The 20,444-nt window shown below is 47.6% G+C and carries 20 protein-coding genes; 11 read left to right on the top strand and 9 right to left on the bottom strand.

Annotated elements, in window-relative coordinates:
• The first annotated feature begins 70 nt into the window (after positions 1–70).
• Positions 71–919: a helix-turn-helix transcriptional regulator gene (locus tag OXN82_RS01005; RefSeq protein ID WP_321212124.1), complete on the top strand. Its 849-nt coding sequence runs from the start codon at positions 71–73 to the stop codon at positions 917–919.
• Between the two features lie 10 nt (positions 920–929).
• Entirely contained in the window at positions 930–1,817 is an 888-nt protein-coding gene (locus OXN82_RS01010) for a winged helix-turn-helix domain-containing protein (RefSeq protein WP_321211626.1), read from the top strand.
• A 2-nt stretch (positions 1,818–1,819) separates the two neighbouring features.
• Here OXN82_RS01010 and glyS read toward each other — a convergent pair whose 3' ends face one another.
• From glyS to tfrB, 5 genes are all read right to left on the bottom strand, one after another.
• Entirely contained in the window at positions 1,820–3,511 is a 1,692-nt protein-coding gene (gene glyS, locus OXN82_RS01015) for a glycine--tRNA ligase (protein ID WP_321212125.1), read from the bottom strand.
• An 18-nt stretch (positions 3,512–3,529) separates the two neighbouring features.
• A complete protein-coding gene (gene dcd / locus OXN82_RS01020) occupies positions 3,530–4,123 on the bottom strand; it encodes a dCTP deaminase (protein ID WP_321211627.1) in 594 nt (197 codons plus the stop codon).
• Between the two features lie 78 nt (positions 4,124–4,201).
• Complete coding sequence (locus OXN82_RS01025) at positions 4,202–5,266, bottom strand: DUF1512 family protein (RefSeq protein WP_321211628.1); 1,065 nt, start codon at positions 5,264–5,266, stop codon at positions 4,202–4,204.
• A gap of 39 nt (positions 5,267–5,305) precedes the next feature.
• The gene (locus tag OXN82_RS01030) at positions 5,306–6,028 is read right to left on the bottom strand and encodes a TrmJ/YjtD family RNA methyltransferase (RefSeq protein WP_321211629.1); all 723 of its coding nucleotides are present in this window, start codon (positions 6,026–6,028) and stop codon (positions 5,306–5,308) included.
• An 11-nt stretch (positions 6,029–6,039) separates the two neighbouring features.
• Entirely contained in the window at positions 6,040–7,509 is a 1,470-nt protein-coding gene (gene tfrB / locus OXN82_RS01035; protein WP_321211630.1) for a fumarate reductase (CoM/CoB) subunit TfrB, read from the bottom strand.
• Between the two features lie 218 nt (positions 7,510–7,727).
• Here tfrB and iorA point away from each other — a divergent pair, with 218 nt between their 5' ends.
• Entirely contained in the window at positions 7,728–9,584 is a 1,857-nt protein-coding gene (gene iorA / locus OXN82_RS01040; protein ID WP_321211631.1) for an indolepyruvate ferredoxin oxidoreductase subunit alpha, read from the top strand.
• Positions 9,581–10,171, top strand: a complete 591-nt coding sequence (locus OXN82_RS01045) for an indolepyruvate oxidoreductase subunit beta (RefSeq protein WP_321211632.1) — start codon at positions 9,581–9,583, stop codon at positions 10,169–10,171. Before iorA ends, OXN82_RS01045 begins: the two co-directional genes overlap by 4 nt.
• A gap of 70 nt (positions 10,172–10,241) precedes the next feature.
• On the opposite strand, the gene OXN82_RS01050 is transcribed toward OXN82_RS01045, so the two are convergent.
• On the bottom strand, positions 10,242–10,673 hold the full coding sequence (locus OXN82_RS01050; protein ID WP_013295251.1) for an ACT domain-containing protein: 432 nt from the start codon (positions 10,671–10,673) through the stop codon (positions 10,242–10,244).
• 14 nt (positions 10,674–10,687) lie between these two features.
• Positions 10,688–11,989 carry a phenylacetate--CoA ligase gene (locus OXN82_RS01055; RefSeq protein ID WP_321211633.1) on the bottom strand — a complete coding sequence of 434 codons (1,302 nt, stop codon included), beginning with the start codon at positions 11,987–11,989 and terminating at the stop codon, positions 10,688–10,690.
• A 113-nt stretch (positions 11,990–12,102) separates the two neighbouring features.
• Here OXN82_RS01055 and OXN82_RS01060 point away from each other — a divergent pair, with 113 nt between their 5' ends.
• The 4 genes from OXN82_RS01060 to OXN82_RS01075 all read left to right on the top strand — a co-directional run bounded on the left by OXN82_RS01060 (position 12,103) and on the right by OXN82_RS01075 (position 16,078).
• Entirely contained in the window at positions 12,103–13,683 is a 1,581-nt protein-coding gene (locus OXN82_RS01060; protein ID WP_321211634.1) for a sodium:solute symporter family protein, read from the top strand.
• A 115-nt stretch (positions 13,684–13,798) separates the two neighbouring features.
• A complete protein-coding gene (locus tag OXN82_RS01065; protein WP_013295254.1) occupies positions 13,799–13,990 on the top strand; it encodes a symporter small accessory protein in 192 nt (63 codons plus the stop codon).
• Positions 13,991–14,290: 300 nt separating this feature from the next.
• Positions 14,291–15,871 (top strand): sodium:solute symporter family protein, encoded by a 1,581-nt coding sequence (locus tag OXN82_RS01070; RefSeq protein ID WP_321211635.1) that lies wholly within the window; start codon positions 14,291–14,293, stop codon positions 15,869–15,871.
• Between the two features lie 15 nt (positions 15,872–15,886).
• Entirely contained in the window at positions 15,887–16,078 is a 192-nt protein-coding gene (locus tag OXN82_RS01075; protein ID WP_321211636.1) for a symporter small accessory protein, read from the top strand.
• Positions 16,079–16,272: 194 nt separating this feature from the next.
• Here the strand turns inward: OXN82_RS01075 and OXN82_RS01080 are convergent, their stop codons facing one another.
• Positions 16,273–18,168 (bottom strand): YhgE/Pip domain-containing protein, encoded by a 1,896-nt coding sequence (locus tag OXN82_RS01080; RefSeq protein ID WP_321211637.1) that lies wholly within the window; start codon positions 18,166–18,168, stop codon positions 16,273–16,275.
• A 148-nt stretch (positions 18,169–18,316) separates the two neighbouring features.
• Between OXN82_RS01080 and OXN82_RS01085 the strand changes: the two genes are divergently transcribed.
• Positions 18,317–18,550 (top strand): PRC-barrel domain-containing protein, encoded by a 234-nt coding sequence (locus OXN82_RS01085; RefSeq protein WP_321211638.1) that lies wholly within the window; start codon positions 18,317–18,319, stop codon positions 18,548–18,550.
• A gap of 133 nt (positions 18,551–18,683) precedes the next feature.
• Positions 18,684–19,229: an orotate phosphoribosyltransferase gene (pyrE, locus tag OXN82_RS01090; protein ID WP_321211639.1), complete on the top strand. Its 546-nt coding sequence runs from the start codon at positions 18,684–18,686 to the stop codon at positions 19,227–19,229.
• Positions 19,230–19,502: 273 nt separating this feature from the next.
• Here the strand turns inward: pyrE and OXN82_RS01095 are convergent, their stop codons facing one another.
• Positions 19,503–20,033 carry a molybdenum cofactor biosynthesis protein B gene (locus OXN82_RS01095; protein WP_321211640.1) on the bottom strand — a complete coding sequence of 177 codons (531 nt, stop codon included), beginning with the start codon at positions 20,031–20,033 and terminating at the stop codon, positions 19,503–19,505.
• A 41-nt stretch (positions 20,034–20,074) separates the two neighbouring features.
• Between OXN82_RS01095 and OXN82_RS01100 the strand changes: the two genes are divergently transcribed.
• The gene (locus OXN82_RS01100) at positions 20,075–20,239 is read left to right on the top strand and encodes a hypothetical protein (RefSeq protein WP_158498100.1); all 165 of its coding nucleotides are present in this window, start codon (positions 20,075–20,077) and stop codon (positions 20,237–20,239) included.
• Positions 20,240–20,444: the final 205 nt, after the last annotated feature.

A 20,444-nucleotide genomic window follows, 5' to 3' on the forward strand; every position in this document is an offset into this window, starting at 1 on the left:
ACTACAACTGTAAATTACTCAATAAAATATTTAAAATCTGATGAATATAAAAACATAAGGAGGCTGTTTGATGTACGAAGAGAGGCTCACTGACGTATACGAATATCTCTATGAGGATCTTCAGTTCATCCTCAAATCCAGCATAAGGTTCAGGATAATGGTTTCGCTTCTCAGGTCACCGAAAACATTTGATGAGATTAAAGGGGAGGTTAAGGTGAGCCTTCCAGCACTTTACAGTAACATAAGATTACTTCTTGAGGAGGGGTCCATCACCAGGAGGGGGGACTCTTACAGCCTCACATCAGAGGCAACCCTCAAAACCCTCTCAGCACTGAAATTAATGAACTCTGTGAGGGTTATAAATGGATTTGATGAAATGTGGCTGAATCATGATATCAGCGGGATTCCTGAGTACCTCATTGAGGATATTGACTGGATCATAAATTCTGAACTCATCAAGTCAGCACCTGAGGATATATACAGGCCCCACAACACCTACAGAAAACTTATATTGGATTCTGAGGAGGTTTATGGTGTATCCCCCATCTCTCACAGGGACCTTGTTGATATCTATGAGGGGCTCCTGGAAAGAGGGGTTCATGTTGAACTTGTCCTCACAGATGGGGTGATACGGGAGATGGTTTTAAATGCAAGTTTCGGGCTCCTCAAGACAGCAATTAAGAACAGAAACCTTAAGGTTCTCCGATTCCCAGGTCAATTGAAGGTTGCGTTCACGGTGACCGACAGGTTCCTCTCACTGGGTCTTTTTGATAGCAGAGGATTTTATGACCAGAACCGGGATATCATGAGTACTGACAGGAGAGCCATTGAGTGGGGCTTCCGCCTCTATGAACATTACAGGGGGAGATCTGAAAAGCTTGGCATCAGAAACCTGACTGGAATAATGTTATCAATGTAGGGGGCAGAGAATGGAACTTAACAGTGATTTTAACCCACTTTCAGGGTTTTCAGATGACATTCATGATTTACTTGCTGAGATCAGATTTATAGCGGGGTCCCGGGTGCGATCAGGAGTAATACTCAATCTTATGGGCGGAGAAAAAAGGGTTTCTGAGATCAGGGACATCATAAGGACCTCAAATTCAGCCACCACACATGCACTCATGGAGCTGGAGGAAAGGAGGCTGGTGGAAAGGTCATCAGACACATGCAGATTAACGTCAAAGGGAAGGCTTATGGGAATCACCCTATCAAAATTTATGAACTCAATGGATGCTGTGAGGCTTCACAGGGAATTCTGGAACAGACATTCAATTGGATCAATTCCCGCGCAGTTCCTCATGGATATAAACGTCTTCAGGGACGCCTACATTGTTGAGGCAACACCGCATGACCTCCAGAGGCCATATACCACCTACCTTGAGATGCTGGATAACGCCACACACCTCAGGGCAATGCTTTCATGCTGCCTTCCCAGGCACACAGAATCAATAGCAGGGTTCGTTGAAACTGGCGGAAGGGTGGAGCTCATACTGACACCTGATACATATCACGTTTTTCTTGGGGAGTCTGGTTTAATGAACCTCCATGAACTCATGGATTCAGATTTACTGAAAATTGGGGTTCTCCCTGAGAACCAGGAGATCTCATACCTGATATCTGACACATTTTTCTCAATGAGCCTCTTTAAAAGGGATGGGTTTGATTCATCAAAAACGGAAATCCTGATGGGTCATGGGGAGGAGATTCTCCAGTGGGGGAACAGGCTATTTGATTACCACTGGAGCCTCTCATCGGTGCTGGACAGCGAATCTCTGGGCAGCGTCAGGGAGACCCCTCTTCCTCTTGAGGAGTAGTTTCAGGATTTTATAAATTCCTCTAACCTTGAATCCAGTTCCTCAATATTCAACCTTATCTGGCTGCAGTCATCCCTGCTCCTGAGGGTCACTGTTCCATCCTCAAGGGTTTCATGGTCCACCGTAACCGCAAATGGAACCCCTATCTCATCTGAACGGGCATATCTTCTCCCTATGGTCCCTGAGGAGTCAAATTCAGCTATGAACCCTGATTTTCTGAGCTTTCTTTTTATGTCAAGGGCAACCTCAACCATTTCTTTCTTGTTTACGAGGGGGAAGACGTTGACCTCCACCGGCGCAACATGGGGTGGGAGTCGGAAGTAGGTCCTATCATCCTCATCCACAAGGGAATGGAGGAGAAGGGTGTAGATTATTCTGTCTATACCGAATGACGGCTCTATGACATGTGGATAGACCTTTTCACCCGTCACAACCTCCTCCACATCCTCAAAGGTGACATCATCTGGCAGTATTTCGAATTCACCGTCAAGGATGAATTTGCCCTCGTCCCTGAGTGCTTTTTCCACTTCATCAGCTTCAGTTTCACTGAGGACCTGGGCTATCCTCGCAGCGTCCTTGCGGAACCTTGGCCCGAGTCTGCCCATGTCAGGTTTAACAGCGCGCCTTTTGATCTTCCTTGGTTTCTCGTATTCTATGAAAACCCTCAGGTCCTCGCCGCTGTACTGGCTGTGGGATTTTAGATCATAATCTGTCCTGTCGGCTATCCCTATAATCTCTATCCAGCCATAGGAATCTGTGAATGCCTCAACGTCCCAGCAGTCAATTGCATAGTGGGCCATTTCAGAGGGAAGGTGCTGCCTGAACCTCAGGGCATCCTCGGGTATGCCTATATCTGTGAGGAACCTCTTTGCAAGGCAGAGGTGGTATGTCAGTATTTCACTTGATACAACCCCCTTTTCAACCGCTTCAGCCGCGGTCATCTCAGAGGGCTCTGAACCATCAAGCTGGTCATCTGCAGAATATAATCTGAGTTTATCCCCTTTAACAGTATCAAAATCCGGGTGTGACTTGTCTTCAGGGTTGACGAATATCTCTGCCTCTGCCTGTGTGAACTCACGGAGCCTTATAACACCCTGCCTGGGTGATATCTCATTGCGGTATGATTTGCCCAGCTGAACAACGCCGAATGGCAGGCGGTTTCTGAAGAACCTCAGAAGCCTCTTGAAGGGTATGAATATCCCCTGGGCAGTTTCAGGTCTGAGGTACCCTGTTTTTTTGCCTTTAGCCCCTATCAGGGTCTGGAACATGAGGTTGTAGCTCCATACATGGGTCAGGTGTCCACCACACCTCGGGCACCTTATAGCCTCATCTGATATGATCTCTGTAAGCTCCTGGTTCTCGAGGCCCTCAACATCCCTTCCTGTTGCATCCTCAATTATGTGGTCGGCCCTGTAGACATCCATGCACTCCTTGCACTGGGTCATTGGGTCGTTGAAGTGGTCAACGTGTCCTGATGCCTTGAGGGCCTCCTCTGGCATTATGGTGGGGGACTCTATTTCATAGAAGCCCTCCCTGACCACATAGAATTCACGCCACCTGTTCATTACCTTGTTCTTGAGTGTTGCTCCAAGTGGTCCGTAATCCACGAAACCTGCCACACCTGAGTAGATCTCAAATGAAGACCACAGGAAACCTCTCTTCCTTGCAATGGTCATTGTCTTTTCATGATTCAACATGATCACTCCTTTTCATCAGATCCTTGAGGTTCTTATTTCATAATCATCCTTTATCCTGCTTGTCTGGGGCCTTGTCTGGCCGATGTATTTGCTGTCACGTGATGGGTGACCATACGGTTTCTCCGCAGGACTTGTCATTGTCTCGAAGACTATCTGGCAGACCCTCTGGCCCGGATAGAGGGCCACCGGCATCTTACCTATGTTGGATATCTCAAGGGTTATCCTCCCATGGAAGCCAGGGTCCACGTATCCTGCAGTTACATGCATGGTTATGCCGAGCCTCCCGATGGATGAACGGCCCTCAACCCTTGCAACAAGGTTATCTGGGAGCCCTATGTATTCATAGGTTGTTGCAAGGGCAAATTCACCTGGATGTATTATGAATGGACCCTCCTTGACATGAAAGGTCTCCATGTAGGACTCTATATCCGCGGGGTCCTTGGGGTCTATGCAGGGTTTTCTTATAACCCTGAATCCCCTGAATTCATCGCCTATTCTAAGGTCAACTGATGATGGCTGTATCTGCCTTTCAGGGTCATCAAGGGGGTCTATGGTTATCAGTCCCTCCTCAAGGTACCTCTTTATGTCACGGTCGCTGAGTATTGCCATTAGAACATCTCCTCTTTATTTTGGGGTATTTTTCTTTCACCTTGCTCTCGCCAAAGCATCTCCTCTTTATTCTCAGGATCATTCTTGTTCCTTCACCTGGATCTCCCCTGGCTTTTCAACGGCGTCAGGGATGCCGCTGCTGTTACCCACACCTATTATGAGAATTGAATCTGCATCTGACCTGGATATTATATCCTCTATCCTTGAGCGGGCGACGCTGCAGGCGTCAAGTATTTCCCTCGTCATATGGGACATCGCCTCCTCAGGGGACATCTTTATTATGATGGCGTGGGTTCTGTGTTCAAGTATCATGTTCTCCATGAACCACTTTTCAACCCCAGGGCCACCTATGGCCACCCCGACCCCCTCAGCCACTGTACCTGTTTTTTCACCCTCCATTTTAGCGGCAGCATCCACCATTATAACCTCGTCGAACTCATCCTCACTGAGGATCTCCTCAAGGGCCTTCACCACCATTCCAAGCCTTGAACCAGGGCCATGTGGCTTCAGAATACCAATATCCTTATCCATGAATCTTTTCCTTACATAGACCATTTCATGGAGGTGTTTTTTACTGTCCTCTTCATCTATTAACATCCCTGCTGTGAGGGGGCCGGCACCGTCACCCAGGGGTAGGGATGATGAGATTGCACTGCAGCCATCCAGGTATGCCCTGGCGGTCCTCATGATCAGCTCAAGGTTCATCTGAAGGGCAACCAGGATCTGAAGGTTTCCTGTCTTCCTCGACAGTTCAAGGTTATGCCTCAGAAATTTGAGGATACCTCTGATACCTGCCGTCACCTTTATGCACATTATTATGTTAGCCTTTTTTTCACTGTCCGCATCCGGGGAAAGTTCTTCAACCATCTCCCTGATACGGAGGTCTCCCATCTCCAGGAGCCTCCTGAATTTATCTGCAAGTCCTGATGGATCAATATCTGAGGGGGGTACTATGAAGAACTCCAGGTAGTCCTCCAGGAGCCCCTCATCTGTGATGCCGCTGAGGTCAATTATTATCTTTCTGGCTTTCTTCTCCATATCATCCAGTTCCCTGATGGCACCATCAACCGCAGAGAACATCCTCATCCTGATTATAACAGGCAGGAAAATGATGAGCACGATGAAGATAATGATACCCACCATATCCAGTAAACCGAAAAACAGACCAAGACCTCCTGAACCTTATTCTTTTATCCTGTTTTTTATTCTCCGGAGGACACCCTTAAGTGTATGGGCCTCCCTTGCTGTTATGAAGGCCCTCCCGGTCATATTCCTGAACACCCTCGAGGCAACCCTCTCCTTGTGTGGGGGAAGGTCAATCATCGACAGTATCTCATCCATCTCATCCACGAGAAGTTTTTTTTCAACTCCTGAGGCCTCCTCAAGTCCTTCGCAGTCAAAATCTCTTTTTTTGAATATCTCATAAAATATTATTGCGGCAGCGTGGGTTATATTCATTATGGGGTATTCCCTATCTGTGGGGATACTCACCACCATGTCGCATAGGCTGAGCTCCCTGTTTGAGAGCCCGTCACCCTCACGCCCAAAGAGGATGAAGGTCCTTGAGATGGGGTTGATGGCTGATGCGAGCTGGGATGGTCTCAGGGGTATTCTGTCAACGTTGTAGCTCCCTCCAGGCACACCGGTTGTCCCAACAAGAAAGTCAGGTTCAAGGTTTTCCATCATCTCGTCAAGGGTCTGGTAGATGATGGCATCCTCAACAAGGTCCCTGGCATGCATTGCCTGGTAATAGGCCTCATCCTCAAGGCTGCAGGGGTTTATGAGGATGAGATTTTGAAGGCCGAAGTTTTTCATGGCCCTCGCAAGGAAACCCACATTCCCAGGGGTTTCAGGTTCCACAAAGACGACTCCAATGTTTCTGGAGAGGAGCTCGTAAACTTCCATATCCAGCCCCCTCAGTCATCAGAATAGGCCATGTCGAGGAGTTCAAGGATGTTCATAACCTTCACGTCCCCAAGACCCTCTTTCTCAAGGGAATCCTTGATATGGAGCTGGCAGAAGGGGCATATTGTTATCACGGCGTCAACATTGAGTTTGCGTATCATCTCAGCCTTCTTCTTTCCCAGGCTTTCGGCTATCTCAGGTTTACCGGATTTCACACCCCCACCTGATCCACAGCACTGCCCCTGTTTTTCCATTTCAACAAATTCAAGGCCCGGGATGCTGTTAAGTATCTTCCTTGGTTCCAGTTTAACGCCCTGGCCCCTCAGAAGGTGGCAGGGGTCATGGTAGGTCACCCTCATGTTGACCGGCTTCATTTTAATGTCGTCAATCCGATCCGCCAGGAATTGGCTGATGTCAAGTACGTTCAGTTTAACGCCATAACGGGGATAGTCCTTCTTGAGGGTGGCTCCGCAGCCAGCACAGACTGTTATTATGGTGTCATACCCTTCAAGGGCCCTCCTGTTTCTCTCAACAAGATCCTCAACAATATCGAGCTGCCCTGTCCTTATCATGGGTGATCCACAGCACACCTGACCATCAGGTACATCAACTTCAAAGCCGTGTTCTCTCAGCACCCTCAGAAGTGCCATTCCAACCTCAGGCATCCTGTAGTCGACCAGGCAGCCTGTGAAGAACCCTATCCTTGAACCTGGTTTCCTCCCCACTGATTCAATGAAACCCTCTTTTATTCGGTCAACGGATCTACCAGTCTCTGAAATGAGTTTTTTAATCTTTTTGTGGGCATCGAGGGGTCCTGCGCCCTCTCTGCATGCCATGGCCCTCAGTTTTTCAATTGCATCCCCTGGTACATTGAGTTCCTTGGGGCATACCTCGGCACATTTACCGCAGGTGGTACAGCAGTAAAGTCCTTCCTCCACACCCCCAGCGGCTCTTTCGGCCTCATCACGGGGGTCGAAGGCAAATTTTGATATGTACCTCATGAAGTAGGGTCCCGCATACTCTGTGCTCTCCTTTATAACGGGGCATGAACTTATGCAGGAGAAACACTCTATGCATCCCCTCAGTTTCTTGGTGTCCTGGTAGTCCTCTGGTCTGATCCTCTGGATGCCCCTGGCTTCTGACTGGAGGTAGAGGCCCATGGCCCTCACCTTATCCTCTATTTCGCTTCTGTCAACCATGAGGTCCTTTATAACCGGGAGGTCCACCGGCTCAATAACGGCACCATCCTCCACCTCGGCCCTGCATGCCAGGACAACCTCCCCGTTCATCTTAACAGCACATGAACCGCACTGCCCTGCCCTGCATGAGCTTCTGAAGGCAATATTGGCATTATACATTTTATTTATAAGCTGAAGGGCATCAAGAACCTTCATTTTTTCCTTTGAAGGTATATCATAACTTTCAAGATGTGGTTTCTCATCTACACCTGGTTCAAACCTTAAAACCTTAACATTTATCATTTTTATCTCCGCACCGAATCATGTGAAGAAATTATTTAGAATTAACTGAATCCTAATTGTTCATGGTCCATATTAAGGTTTGTGATTCCAACTGATAAATTTTTTATAAAATGTTAATATATGTATTCTGAGTACGGTTGCTATGTGTACTGACAGGATGTATCGCCTTGCAGGCCATCCACAGCAGAGTACTTAAATTATTACTCCGAGGTGATTTCATGGAACTGGATGATATCCTTGACGCCGGAAGGGGCGATAGATTATTCTTACTTGGTAACGAGGCAGCGGTGAGGGCTGCGATAGAGTCGGGGGTTGGTGTAGCAAGCACCTACCCTGGAACACCATCATCAGAGATAGGGAATGTCCTATCAAAGATTGCACAGAGGGCAGGGATCTACTTTGAGTTCTCGATAAATGAGAAGGTGGCACTTGAAGTCGCAGCAGCCGCCGCCGCATCAGGAGTCCGCTCATTCACATTCATGAAGCATGTGGGGTTGAATGTTGCATCAGACTCATTCATGAGTGTAGCATACACCGGTGTGAGGGCAGGGATGGTTGTCCTATCTGCCGATGACCCCTCGATGTTTTCATCACAGAATGAACAGGATAACAGGCACTACGCACGCCTTGCATGGGTTCCACTCCTCGAACCCTCAAATCCACAGGAGATCCTTGAATACATGAATCATGCCTTTGAACTCTCTGAGGAATACAGGATACCGGTACTCTTAAGGACCACAACCAGGGTCTCACACATGAGGGGAGTTGTGGAGGCTGGCGAGAGAAGGAAAGAACCTGTGAATGGATTTTTCAGGAAGAATCCAGAGCAGTTTGTACCTGTACCTGCAACCGCAAGGGTGATGCGCAGTGAACTTGTTGAGAAGATGAAGAAACTTAAGAGGGTTGCAGACACCTCAGAACTGAACAGGGTACTCAATGAGGACTCTGAATCGGATCTGGGAATAATTGCATCTGGAGGGGCCTTCAACTATGTATACGATGCACTCCAGACACTCGGACTTGATGTCCCGGTCCTGAAACTGGGATTCACCTACCCATTCCCTGCGGGACTTGTAGCCGACTTTCTCTCTGGACTTGAAAGGGTGCTTGTTGTTGAGGAGGTGGATCCAGTAATGGAGAGGGAGGTCCTTGCAGTTGCAGCCTCTGAGGGCCTTGATGTGGGGGTCCATGGAAAACTGGACGGCACACTCCCTGAGATGTATGAGTACAGTGAGGACATAGTGAGAAGGGCAATTTCAGGACTCACAGGAATCAAAATCCATGAAAAGGGAATAAAAGCGCCTGATTTACCTGAAAGACCCCCTGCACTCTGCCCGGGGTGTCCCCACAGGGCCATGTACTATTCGGTGAGGAGGGCCGCCTCTGAACTCGGTATTGGGGGGGAGGATCTCATATTCCCCACCGATATCGGGTGCTACACTCTCGGCATAGAGCCCCCCTACTCTGCGGCAGATTACCTCCTCAGCATGGGGTCCAGTGTGGGTACCGCCTGCGGGTTTTCGGCTGCAACATCCCAGAGGATAGTTTCCTTCATAGGGGATTCCACCTTTTTCCATGCAGGTATACCGCCACTCATAAATGCTGTCCACAACAGGCAGAGATTCGTTCTGGTTATACTGGATAACAGGACAACCGCAATGACCGGTGGACAGCCACACCCGGGGCTCCCGGTTGATGGGATGGGGGAGGAGGCCCCAGCCATATCCATAGAGGATATCGCCAGGGCCTGTGGTGTTGAATTTGTGGAGACCGTTAACCCAATGAACATAAGGAGATCCTCTGAAACCATCAGAAGGGCCCTTCAGCACGAATCTGTGGCCGTGGTTATATCCAGATACCCCTGCATGCTATCTGAGGGCGCTGTCCGCGGAAGACCGGTGAGGGTTGATGAGGAGAAATGTGACCTCTGTCTTGAATGCCTCAATGAACTTGCCTGTCCAGCGATGGTTGAGGAGGATGGAAGGGTCTTCATAGATCCTCTCTACTGCAGGGGATGTACCATATGCCTCCAGATATGTCCAGCAGGAGCCATAAAACCGGAGGGAAAAAGATGAGCTACAACATTTATGTGTGTGGTGTTGGCGGCCAGGGGATAATAAAGACATCCGTTATAATCGGTGAGGCCGCCATGAATGAGGGAATGAATGTTGTCATGAGTGAGATCCATGGGATGGCCCAGAGGGGTGGTGCTGTCTCAACAGAGATAAGGTTCGGTGATGTGAGGGGTTCCATCATACCCCAGGGTGTGGCTGACCTTGTAATAGCCTTCGAACCCCTTGAGGCCCTGAGGGCACTTCCCAAAATGTCCGAAGACGCCTGTGTAATTGTGAATACATCAAAGATACCACCATTCAACCTGATAAAAAGCCCACACCCCTATCCTCCACTTGAAGAGATAATTAAAACTCTTGAGGAGAATGCAGGTAGTGTAAGGAGCTTCAATGGGGAGAAAATCGCTGTGGAGGCAGGTCACATACTATCACTCAACATGGTTATGCTGGGCGCCGCAACGGCCACCACTGGGTTTCCACTGGGTAAAGAGACACTTATAGAGTCCATGAAGAATAACCTGCCCCCAAAGTTGATGGAAGTGAACCTGAGGGCATTCCATGAGGGGTTTGAAGCCGTTAATTGTGAGTGACTTTAAAGGATTTAGATGGTGTGGATATCCTCGGATGTGTGGTCGTTGATGGTGACTGATGGTTAAGGGTTTAGAGGATGTAGATATCCTCAGATGAAAGTACGGGGATTCCAGCATCCTCAAGTGCCCTTATACCCTCATCAACATCCTCTGTCCTTATAACAACAACTGCCTTTTCCCCCTTTTTCTCAACGAAGGCGTAGATGTATTCCACGTTTATATCCCTTTCTGTGAGCACACCCAGTATACCGTCAAGTCCTCCAGGTTCATCAGGTACCTCAACGGCTATAACATCGTTGACCCTTACCACGAAGTTCTTCTTCTCAAGGGCTTTCCTTGCAGCTTCAGGGTCCGAAACTATCATCCTCAGTATCCCAAATTCGGATGTGTCCGCAATGGAAAGGGCCCTTATGTTCACACCCTCCTCTGAAAGGGCGTGAATGGCATTTTTCAGCCTGCCCTTCCTGTTTTCAAGAAAGACTGATATCTGCTTCAGTTTCATTTAAGGCACCTCCATTAGTCAAATTTCCTCTTATCTATTACCCTTATGGCTTTACCCTCACTTCTTGGAAGGCTTCCCGGTTCCACAAGTGTGACGTTAACACGCAGACCTATTTCACTGTGTATATGCTTCTCTATCATCTTTCTGGCCTCTTCCACATGTTTAACCTCATCGGAGAAGAGTTTGGGGGACGCTTCAACCTGGACCTCAAGCTCATCCAGAAACTCGGGCCTTGTGACCACTATCTGGTAGTGTGGTTCAAGACCCTTTATCTTGAGGAGGGCCCTTTCGATCTGTGATGGGAAGACAATGACACCCCTGATCTTGAGCATGTCGTCGCTTCTACCTGTTATCCTGTCCATTCTCACAAGGGTACGGCCGCATCCGCATTCATCGTTCCTGAGGGCTGTTATGTCCTTTGTCCTGAACCTGAGGATTGGCATACCCTCCCTTGTGAGTGTTGTGAGTACCAGCTCCCCCTTCCTGCCATAGGGGAGTTTCTCTTCTGTTTTCGGGTCTATTATCTCCGGGTAGAAGTGATCCTCAAAGATGTGGAGGCCGTTCTTCTCGGTACACTCCTGGGCGACTCCTGGGCCTATTATCTCTGTGAGGCCATAGATGTTGAGGGCGGTGAGGCCCAGCCTTTCCTCTATGGCATTTCTCATTTCTTCAGTCCACATCTCGGCACCGAATATGCCTGATTTGAGGTTCAGACTTTCAATATCGACGCCCTCCTTTTCAAGGACCTCTGCAAGGTAGAGTGCATAGGAGGGTGTGCATGTTATTATTGTGGTCCCGAAGTCCTGCATTATCTCGATCTGCCTCTTGGTGTTACCCGCTGAGATTGGGATGACGGTCGCCCCGATCTTCTGGGCCCCGTAGTGAACACCAAGGCCACCTGTGAAAAGCCCGTAGCCATAGCAGTTCTGTATACGGTCCTTTTTTGTTGCCATCCCCATGGTCAGGGATCTCGCCATGACCTCCGACCATATTTCAAGGTCCCTCCTGGTGTAACCGGAAACAACTGGCTTACCGGTGGTCCCTGATGATGTGTGGACCTCCACTATATCCTCATCTGGCACTGCAAACATCCCGAAGGGGTATGCGTCCCTGAGGTCATTCTTTGTGGTGAATGGCAGCTTCTCTATATCATCCAGTGTTTCTATGTCCTCTGGAAACACCTCTAAATCGTTTAAACGTTTGTTGTAGTAGGGAACGTTCTCATAAGCTCTTTTAACTGTCTCCTGCAGTCTCCTGAGCTGTAATTCCTGTTTTTCTTCCTGACTCATGCATTCTGCTTCAGGGTTCCATATCATTTTGATCTCCTTTGAATGTGATTCTCTCAGTTTTCTTTCTGTAAAGACTTATATGTTAATTATCATTATCGTTAATTATAAATTGTAACTGATGAACGTAAGGAGGATGTTGAATGGATTTTCTGGTACTGGGTATCGTTGTTCTCGTCTACTTCCTTCTTGTGGGCTATGTTGGTTATGTGGCCTGGAGGAGGACGGAGACATCTGAGGACTACATGGTGGCCGGTAGGAAGACCCATCCTTACATTATGGCCATGAGTTATGGTGCCACGTTTATAAGTACGGCGGCGATTGTGGGTTTTGGTGGCATGGCCGGTGTGTTTGGGATGGGTATACTCTGGCTGGTGTTTCTCAACATACTTGTGGGTATTTTCATTGCCTTTGTGTTCTTTGGTAAGCGCACGAGGAAGATGGGTCATAACATGTCTGCACTCACCTTCCCGGAGTTCCTGGGGAGGAGGTTCAATAGCAGGTTCCTCCAGTCATTTGGGGGGGCCATAATATTCCTGGGAATGCCACTCTACGCATCAGTGGTCCTTATAGGGGCCGCAAGATTTATTGAAACTATCCTTGGTCTTAACTTCAACATAGCCCTCATCCTGATGGCTGTTATTGTTGCTGTTTATGTCGTCCTGGGTGGTATACGTGGTGTGATGTATACTGATGCCCTTCAGGGTACCATAATGTTCCTGGGTATGATTTTCCTGGTTGTGTCAACCTATTACATTCTTGGTGGTGTGGTGGATGCTCATCAGGCCCTCACCAGCATTTCTCATCTGGTGCCTGCCAAGGCCAGGGCTCTGGGTGCAACTGGCTGGACCAGCATGCCTGTTTATGGCAGCCCCTACTGGTGGACCCTCCTGTCAACCATAATACTCGGTGTGGGTGTGGGTGTCCTTGCTCAGCCACAGCTAATAGTGAGGTTCATGACGGTGAGGTCCAACAGGGAGCTCAACAGGGGTGTTCTGATAGGCGCACTCTTCATATTCGTGATGACCTGGAGCGCCTATGTGGTTGGGGCCCTTTCAAACGTTTACTTCTTCAAAAAGGCAGGTGTAATTGCCCTCCAGGCTGCTGGGGGGAATGCGGATAAGATAATACCTGTTTTCATCAATTCTGCCATGCCTGAGTGGTTCTCATATATCTTCATGCTGACCCTGCTCTCTGCTGCAATGTCCACACTCAGCGCACAGTTCCATGTGCAGGGTACAGCCATAGGAAGGGATGTGTATGAGACCATAAGAAACAGAAAGGGCGAAAGGTCAGTCCTCATAGCAAGGGGCGGTATTATCATTGCGGTTCTGATTGCGGTTGTTCTGGGCTACCTGCTGCCAGGGAGTATAATTGCGCAGGGGACGGCTCTATTCTTTGGTATTTGCGCTGCTTCCTTCCTATCAGTTTATGCTGCGGCTATTTTCTGGAGGAGGGCCACCCGTGAGGGCGCGATTGCAGGTATGGTTTCAGGTGCCATTGTGAGCCTTTTATGGCTTCTTTTCGAGTATAAGAAGACTGCAGAGGCTCTTGGGATTGCCAAGGCCATTTTTGGAGGTCCTGTTATTTCTTCGATGCCCTGGCCTGTTGTTGACCCGATACTGATTGGGGTGCCTGTCTCGGCGATCTTCCTGGTTGTTGTGAGTCTTCTTACGGAGCCACCGTCCCGTGAGCATGTTGAGAGGTGTTTTGAGGGAGTCTGATGTGGAGGTTCTCTGATGGTTTCTTTGCAGGAAGTTTCTGGAGACTCTGATGTGGAGGTTCTGTGATGGTTTCTTTGCAGGAAGTTTCTGGAGACTCTGATGTGGAGGTTCTGTGATGGTGCTTGGTATACCTGATCCCTGGGTCTGGAGTGCTTACCTCCTCTGCATCCTTGTGACGGTTTTCTGTGTCCTTTATGGTATTGTGAACTGGAACCGTGGCGGTGAGGATGAGGAGGAGCAGATAATGGAGGAGCTCCAGTGGGAGGAAGAAGAGAAAAAGATGGAAGAGGATGAACTGGGCCTCTAGGCCCCCTCTTTTATTGATTTTAGTTAAATCTGATGGTGCTTTTTCATGTATCATTTAGAATAAGTTCTTATCATGCTTATCTTTTATTGTGAACTATTTGTCTATCATATGCTGATAAACCTTAATAATTTAATTTTAATATCCTCTGATGTTGCATTCTACGGCTGTCTTTATAGTACAGCATAAATCCTCCATTGATCCCTTTCTATCTGACCATTCTAAATTTTCCCTTTGTAAAGACTTATATCCTAATTGTCATTATTATTAATTATAAATCGATAAGCTTAAGGAGGATGTTGAATGGATTTTCTGGTACTGGGTATCGTTGTTCTCGTCTACTTCCTTCTTGTGGGCTATGTTGGTTATGTGGCCTGGAGGAGGACGGAGACATCTGAGGACTACATGGTGGCCGGTAGGAAGACCCATCCTTACATTATGGCCATGAGTTATGGTGCCACGTTTATAAGTACGGCGGCGATTGTGGGTTTTGGTGGCATGGCCGGTGTGTTTGGGATGGGTATACTCTGGCTGGTGTTTCTCAACATACTTGTGGGTATTTTCATTGCCTTTGTGTTCTTTGGTAAGCGCACGAGGAAGATGGGTCATAACATGTCTGCACTCACCTTCCCGGAGTTCCTGGGGAGGAGGTTCAATAGCAGGTTCCTCCAGTCATTTGGGGGGGCCATAATATTCCTGGGAATGCCACTCTACGCATCGGTGGTCCTTATCGGGGCCGCAAGGTTCCTGGAGACAACAATAAATATAAGTTTCAGTCTGGCCCTTATATTGATGGCTGTTATTGTTGCTGTTTATGTCGTCCTGGGTGGTATACGTGGTGTGATGTATACTGATGCCCTTCAGGGTACCATAATGTTCCTGGGTATGATTTTCCTGGTTGTGTCAACCTATTACATTCTTGGTGGTGTGGTGGATGCTCATCAGGCCCTCACCAGCATTTCTCATCTGGTGCCTGCCAAGGCCAGGGCTCTGGGTGCAACTGGCTGGACCAGCATGCCTGTTTATGGCAGCCCCTACTGGTGGACCCTCCTTTCAACCCTTATCCTTGGTGTGGGTGTGGGTGTCCTTGCTCAGCCACAGCTAATAGTGAGGTTCATGATGGTGAGGTCCAACAGGGAGCTCAACAGGGGTGTTCTGATAGGCGCACTTTTCATATTCATGATGACCTGGAGCTCATTTGTTGTGGGGGCCCTTTCAAATGTTTACTTCTTCAAAGAGGCTGGTCTGGTCGCTGTGAAGGCTGCTGGCGGGAATGCGGATAAGATAATACCTGTCTTTATCAATTCTGCCATGCCTGAGTGGTTCTCCTATATCTTCATGCTGACCCTGCTCTCTGCTGCAATGTCCACACTGAGTTCTCAGTTCCATGTGCAGGGTACAGCCATAGGAAGGGATGTGTATGAGACTCTGAGGAATAAAAAGGGTGATAGTTCGGTGCTCATAGCAAGGGGCGGTATTATCATTGCGGTTCTGATTGCGGTTGTTCTGGGCTACCTGCTGCCAGGGAGTATAATTGCGCAGGGGACGGCTCTATTCTTTGGTATTTGCGCTGCTTCCTTCCTGTCGGTTTATGCTGCGGCTATTTTCTGGAGGAGGGCCACCCGTGAAGGTGCGATTGCAGGTATGGTTTCAGGTGCCATCGTGAGCCTTTTATGGCTTCTTTTCGAGTATAAGAAGACTGCGGAGGCCCTGGGGGTTGCTAATGCCCTATTTGGGGGTCCTGTTGTTTCTTCGATGCCCTGGCCTGTTGTTGACCCGATACTGATTGGGGTGCCTGTCTCGGCAATCTTCATGGTTGTTGTGAGTCTTCTTACTGAGCCACCGTCCCGTGAGCATGTTGAGAGGTGTTTTGAGGGAGTCTGATGTGGAGGTTCTGTGATGGTGCTTGGTATACCTGATCCCTGGGTCTGGAGTGCTTACCTCCTCTGCATCCTTGTGACGGTTTTCTGTGTCTTTTATGGTATTGTGAACTGGAACCGTGGCGGTGAGGATGAGGAGGAGCAGATAATGGAGGAACTCCAGTGGGAGGAAGAAGAGAAAAAGATGGAAGAGGATGAACTGGGCCTCTAGGCCCCCCCTTTTATTTATTAGGCGATTTATTGTTGAAACCATTCTCATGATATGGGCCATTAAATTTCTAAAAACTGCTTTCTGTTGAAAATTTTGAAATCGTTCGGGATGTGATAATTTCCTAGAATCACAATTCTGCCAATAAAAATCAGGATCAAGCATATCTGGTAAAAATAAAAAAATAAATAGTTTAATCAGAAAAGACCGCTTTCTTCTAGTTTGCTCTCCATCCAGTGGGCCCTTTTATCCATTTTTTCCTTTACAAGTACCGTGATAAGGAAGGTCACCACGGGGAAGAGGGCAAGAAGTGCAATGTTCTTCCAGTAGATACTCCAGATCACACCAGCGACCACCTCCCTCAGAGCACCCACAGCGTAGGTGAGTGGAAGGTACGGGTGGATCTCCTGGAAAAATGGTGGCAGGAGTTCAACAGGGAATATGCCCCCTGTACCTGTGATCTGAAGCACAAGGATTATTATTGAGAGGGCCTTTCCTGCGTTCCCCAGGGCAGATGTGAGGGAATAGATTATGAGCATGGAACAGATGCTCACATAGAGGGCTGTCAGCAGAAACAGCAACGTCCCTGTTATCTGCACCTGGAGGAGCAGGGCGCCGGCTGCAACAACAAGGGCCTGACAGATGGCTATTATGAGGAAGAGCCCCATCCTTCCAAAGTACACCTGTATGCTGCTGTATTCACCGTACTTCACCCTCATGCTTATCATTGCAACTGCGATAATACCTCCTATCCAGAGGGATATGGGTATGTAGAAGGGTGCAAGCGCGGATCCGTAATTCTTCACAGGGTAGATGTGCTCCTTCTCCATCTTCACAGGGCTTCTGAAGTATTCCCTGACCGCGGAGGGATCAATGTCAGCCAGTCTCACAAGGCTGTTGAGGTCATCCTCACTGATCATACCAAGCTTTCTGTGGGCGTCCTGAATCGCTGACCTCATAACTGGCCACTTTGAGTTTGCGATGCCCAGTTTTGATGACGCATCCCTCATGGCAGCATCTATCTGTGCCCTGTTATCCATGAGCCTGTTCAGTGCACTGTCCATTTTGTTGAGGGATTCTCTGAGCTTCACAAGGCGTTCTGTGGTCCCCTTTGTTTTGAGGTCTGTCTCTATACCCTCAAGTATGCCCAGAACTGAGGTGGCCTTCTGGATATTGGCGTCTATCTGGTCCATCGCTGTTTTTAACTTAGGATCCCCGGTGGCGGAATATAAACTGCCAAGAACAGCCTTCAGATATTTCATTGAGGTAATGGCCTCTGAGAGATGGGACTCCATGGACTGGACTGTTGATAGGGCTTTAGCAGGGTCTTTTCCAATGTAACTCTCCAGTAGACTGTATTTCTCCTTCACAAAGTTTGCGTTTTCCTGAATTTCTGGCAAATCACTCTTCAGCCCTGACCAGAGGTTTTGCCCCTTTTCGAGATCTGAATTTGCTGTGCTGAGGGTTTCATCGATTTTACCAAGGTTTGCATTTAGTTCGCTGATGAATTTCTTTGTCCTGAGGATATCATCCCTGTTTGCCCTTGCCAGTTCACCGGCACTGCTTATCTTACCGAATATTATCCCGTCAATGGTCTTAACGACTTCACTGTTTATCTTTGCCTGAAGTGCATCTGCCCCTGCGTTCGTTATTCGTGGAGCCACAGGGTTCAGCTTGTCATTCACTATGTACTCGATGCTGGCCTGCCTGGGGGTGCCGTTCTTGATGGACAGGAGGTCTGAGCTGAAGTTTCCTGGTATTATGAGTACGGCGTAGTAGTCCCCCTCCCTGAGTCCATTCATGGCTTCTGAACGATCAACGAACTGCCAGTCGAAGTTTCTGTTATTTCTGAGTTCATCCACGAATTCTGCACCCACATTGAGCTTTTCACCCTCAAAATTCACTCCCCTGTCCTCATTGACCACCGCAACCTTGATGTTGGATGTCTTTGAGTATGGGTCGAGGGTTGCCTGTATGTTGAAAACTGCATACAGTGCCGGGATACAGATAATCACTGCAATGACGAATAGCACCACAGGACTGTTTTTAACGGTCTTGATGTCATTCCAGAATATTTCCAGGGCTTTTTTCATTGGTTTTATGCCTCCAGAGAATAAAGTATATTCATGTAAGAAAAAGAAGATAGTGAATTTCATTATATAAAAAGGTTTTGGTTCAGCGCATTTAAAATTTTAAATACCCATGAGAACAATAATAATACAGTGACTGAATGGTGGTACCATGAGGATAGTTGAAGAAATAATCGGTAAAGAGGTTCTTGACAGTTCCGCAACGGTGATAGGCAAGGTAAAGGACGTTGAGGTGGACGTAGAATCCCAGACAATAGAGGCACTCGTTCTTGGAAAGGGTGGAATATCAGAGGGTCTTGGGCTATCAAAAGGCGAGACAATAGTTCCCTACGAGATGGTTAAAAAGATAGGGGACAAGATACTCCTAAGGGGCGGCGAGGAATAACAGGGTGAAGGTCCTTGCAGCTTAAGGGGATCTGCAGCCTCTGTGGCAGGGCGGACTTTCTCCACACCTGCAGGCTATGCGGATCAATGGTATGTTCAGGTTGTTACAGCGCCGAACTGGGGGTCTGTAAATTATGCAGGTCAAAGATCAGGAGAAACTCAGAGAGACACTAATAAAACTTCTTTCAGAGAGAAATGTCATTCAGAGGGGTAAGTTTGTCCTCTCATCAGGCAGAGAAAGTGATTATTACGTTGATATCAAGCGAGCTATAACCGACCCTGAGGTCCTTGATGTGATAGCGAGGCTCATAAAGGGTGAGGTGGAGGGTGCAGACAGGATTGCGGGCCCTGCCCTGGGCGCGGTCCCCATTGCTACCGCAGTGTCCCTTTACTCCAGAAAGCCCCTCCTCATGATAAGAAAGGAAAAGAAGGGTTATGGAACATCAAAACTCATTGAGGGTGAACTGAACACCGGTGAAAGGGTCGCTGTTGTGGAGGACGTCACAACAAGTGGAGGATCACTTCTGAGGGCTGTGAGGGCGATCCAGGAAAATGGAGGGGTGGTTGAGAAAACATTTGTTGTGGTTGACCGTGAGGAGGGGGCGGTTGATGAATTCAAAAAAAGGGGTATTGAACTCATACCGCTGATATCGGTCTCTGATTTCAGGAATGATCACTGATTAATTAATCTTTTTTTGAGCTTCTAATTTCAGGGGATCATATAATTTGAGAAAATCTGCTTTCACAGTTAATTTTTTTGAGCTTCTAATTTCAGGGGATCATATAATTTGAGAAAATCTGCTTTCACAGTTAATTTTTTTGAGCTTCTAATTTCAGGGGATCATATAATTTGAGAAAACCTGCTTTCACAGTTAATTATCCAACGATTGTCTCATGATAGGGCACTCAAAATGATGCAGAATTCTCGAAGCATCTTTAAAAAAAAAGCATGTTTATTCCCTTAGGTGCTTAACAAGGTGACCTAGTTCAGGGACAGCAATTTCAATCCCAAGTTCCACCGCGTTCGGTGACCCTGGAAGTGCAAATATCAGTGTTTTTCTGTATACACCCGCCGTTGCCCTGCTGAGTATCGCCCCTGCTCCCAGCTTTTTAAATGAGAGGTACCTGAATATCTCACCGAAACCATCCAGTTCCTTTTCAAAGATACCCCTTAGGGTCTCCACTGTTATGTCTCTACTTCCGATTCCTGTGCCACCGGTGGTAAATATAACGTCAGCACCCTTATCTATCATATCATCAACTGCAGATAGAAGTTCATGTCTGTCATCGGGTATTATCCTGTATTCCTTAACAGAGTAACTTTCAGACAGTGCCTCCATGAGTTTTCTGCCTGATAGGTCACCTTCAGGTATTTCACCGGTTTTTCTGAATTCCTCATATTTTGAATCACTGAGGGTGATGACACCGCAGATTATGTCCTCTGGAGCCAATCTCCTGTGCTCCTCCATGCTGGAACTTTTCATATCAATCAACCGGTATCTTAATAATAAATTGTGGATGTAACATGCTATTTATTGTGGGTGCAATTTATAAGTCTTTTGGTTTTTCTGTAAGCGAAAGTGAGTATATCCACGTTTCTGACAAGGAGAGAAAAGTAATAAAAATTTATGGCGGTTTGGTCTGGGTAGGGTTTGATATTGGATTGGAGGCGGTTTCAATTCCAATTTAAAAGACCAGAATAAGTTTAAAAGTCCTGGACCCTACCCGTTTACTATATATTAACACCACTATTTATAAAGTTTTCGTTAGATTGGTTCAACCGTTCTCAAGGACCTTTAAGCGCATTTAAGGGTTTTTAAACCATCTAAACATGAAAATAGCTGTTTTAATTTACTTTACAGAACTTCATGGTAATACTTTTTTACACCTGCCCG

The sequence above is a fragment of the Methanothermobacter sp. DP genome (genome assembly GCF_026692625.1).
GTDB classification, from domain to species: domain Archaea; phylum Methanobacteriota; class Methanobacteria; order Methanobacteriales; family Methanothermobacteraceae; genus Methanothermobacter; species Methanothermobacter marburgensis.

What these genes read in the sequence shown, in the direction of transcription:
- pyrE (WP_321211639.1), top strand. Translation starts at nt 18,684, where the DNA reads ATGCAGGTCAAAGATCAGGAGAAACTCAGAGAGACACTAATAAAACTT.
- OXN82_RS01095 (WP_321211640.1), bottom strand. Translation starts at nt 20,033, where the DNA reads ATGAAAAGTTCCAGCATGGAGGAGCACAGGAGATTGGCTCCAGAGGAC.
- dcd (WP_321211627.1), bottom strand. Translation starts at nt 4,123, where the DNA reads ATGGCAATACTCAGCGACCGTGACATAAAGAGGTACCTTGAGGAGGGA.
- OXN82_RS01070 (WP_321211635.1), top strand. Translation starts at nt 14,291, where the DNA reads ATGGATTTTCTGGTACTGGGTATCGTTGTTCTCGTCTACTTCCTTCTT.
- OXN82_RS01055 (WP_321211633.1), bottom strand. Translation starts at nt 11,989, where the DNA reads ATGATATGGAACCCTGAAGCAGAATGCATGAGTCAGGAAGAAAAACAG.
- tfrB (WP_321211630.1), bottom strand. Translation starts at nt 7,509, where the DNA reads ATGATAAATGTTAAGGTTTTAAGGTTTGAACCAGGTGTAGATGAGAAA.
- OXN82_RS01100 (WP_158498100.1), top strand. Translation starts at nt 20,075, where the DNA reads ATGCTATTTATTGTGGGTGCAATTTATAAGTCTTTTGGTTTTTCTGTA.
- OXN82_RS01030 (WP_321211629.1), bottom strand. Translation starts at nt 6,028, where the DNA reads ATGGAAGTTTACGAGCTCCTCTCCAGAAACATTGGAGTCGTCTTTGTG.
- OXN82_RS01025 (WP_321211628.1), bottom strand. Translation starts at nt 5,266, where the DNA reads ATGGTGGGTATCATTATCTTCATCGTGCTCATCATTTTCCTGCCTGTT.
- OXN82_RS01065 (WP_013295254.1), top strand. Translation starts at nt 13,799, where the DNA reads ATGGTGCTTGGTATACCTGATCCCTGGGTCTGGAGTGCTTACCTCCTC.
- OXN82_RS01005 (WP_321212124.1), top strand. Translation starts at nt 71, where the DNA reads ATGTACGAAGAGAGGCTCACTGACGTATACGAATATCTCTATGAGGAT.
- OXN82_RS01010 (WP_321211626.1), top strand. Translation starts at nt 930, where the DNA reads ATGGAACTTAACAGTGATTTTAACCCACTTTCAGGGTTTTCAGATGAC.
- OXN82_RS01045 (WP_321211632.1), top strand. Translation starts at nt 9,581, where the DNA reads ATGAGCTACAACATTTATGTGTGTGGTGTTGGCGGCCAGGGGATAATA.
- OXN82_RS01085 (WP_321211638.1), top strand. Translation starts at nt 18,317, where the DNA reads ATGAGGATAGTTGAAGAAATAATCGGTAAAGAGGTTCTTGACAGTTCC.
- OXN82_RS01075 (WP_321211636.1), top strand. Translation starts at nt 15,887, where the DNA reads ATGGTGCTTGGTATACCTGATCCCTGGGTCTGGAGTGCTTACCTCCTC.
- OXN82_RS01080 (WP_321211637.1), bottom strand. Translation starts at nt 18,168, where the DNA reads ATGAAAAAAGCCCTGGAAATATTCTGGAATGACATCAAGACCGTTAAA.
- iorA (WP_321211631.1), top strand. Translation starts at nt 7,728, where the DNA reads ATGGAACTGGATGATATCCTTGACGCCGGAAGGGGCGATAGATTATTC.
- OXN82_RS01050 (WP_013295251.1), bottom strand. Translation starts at nt 10,673, where the DNA reads ATGAAACTGAAGCAGATATCAGTCTTTCTTGAAAACAGGAAGGGCAGG.
- OXN82_RS01060 (WP_321211634.1), top strand. Translation starts at nt 12,103, where the DNA reads ATGGATTTTCTGGTACTGGGTATCGTTGTTCTCGTCTACTTCCTTCTT.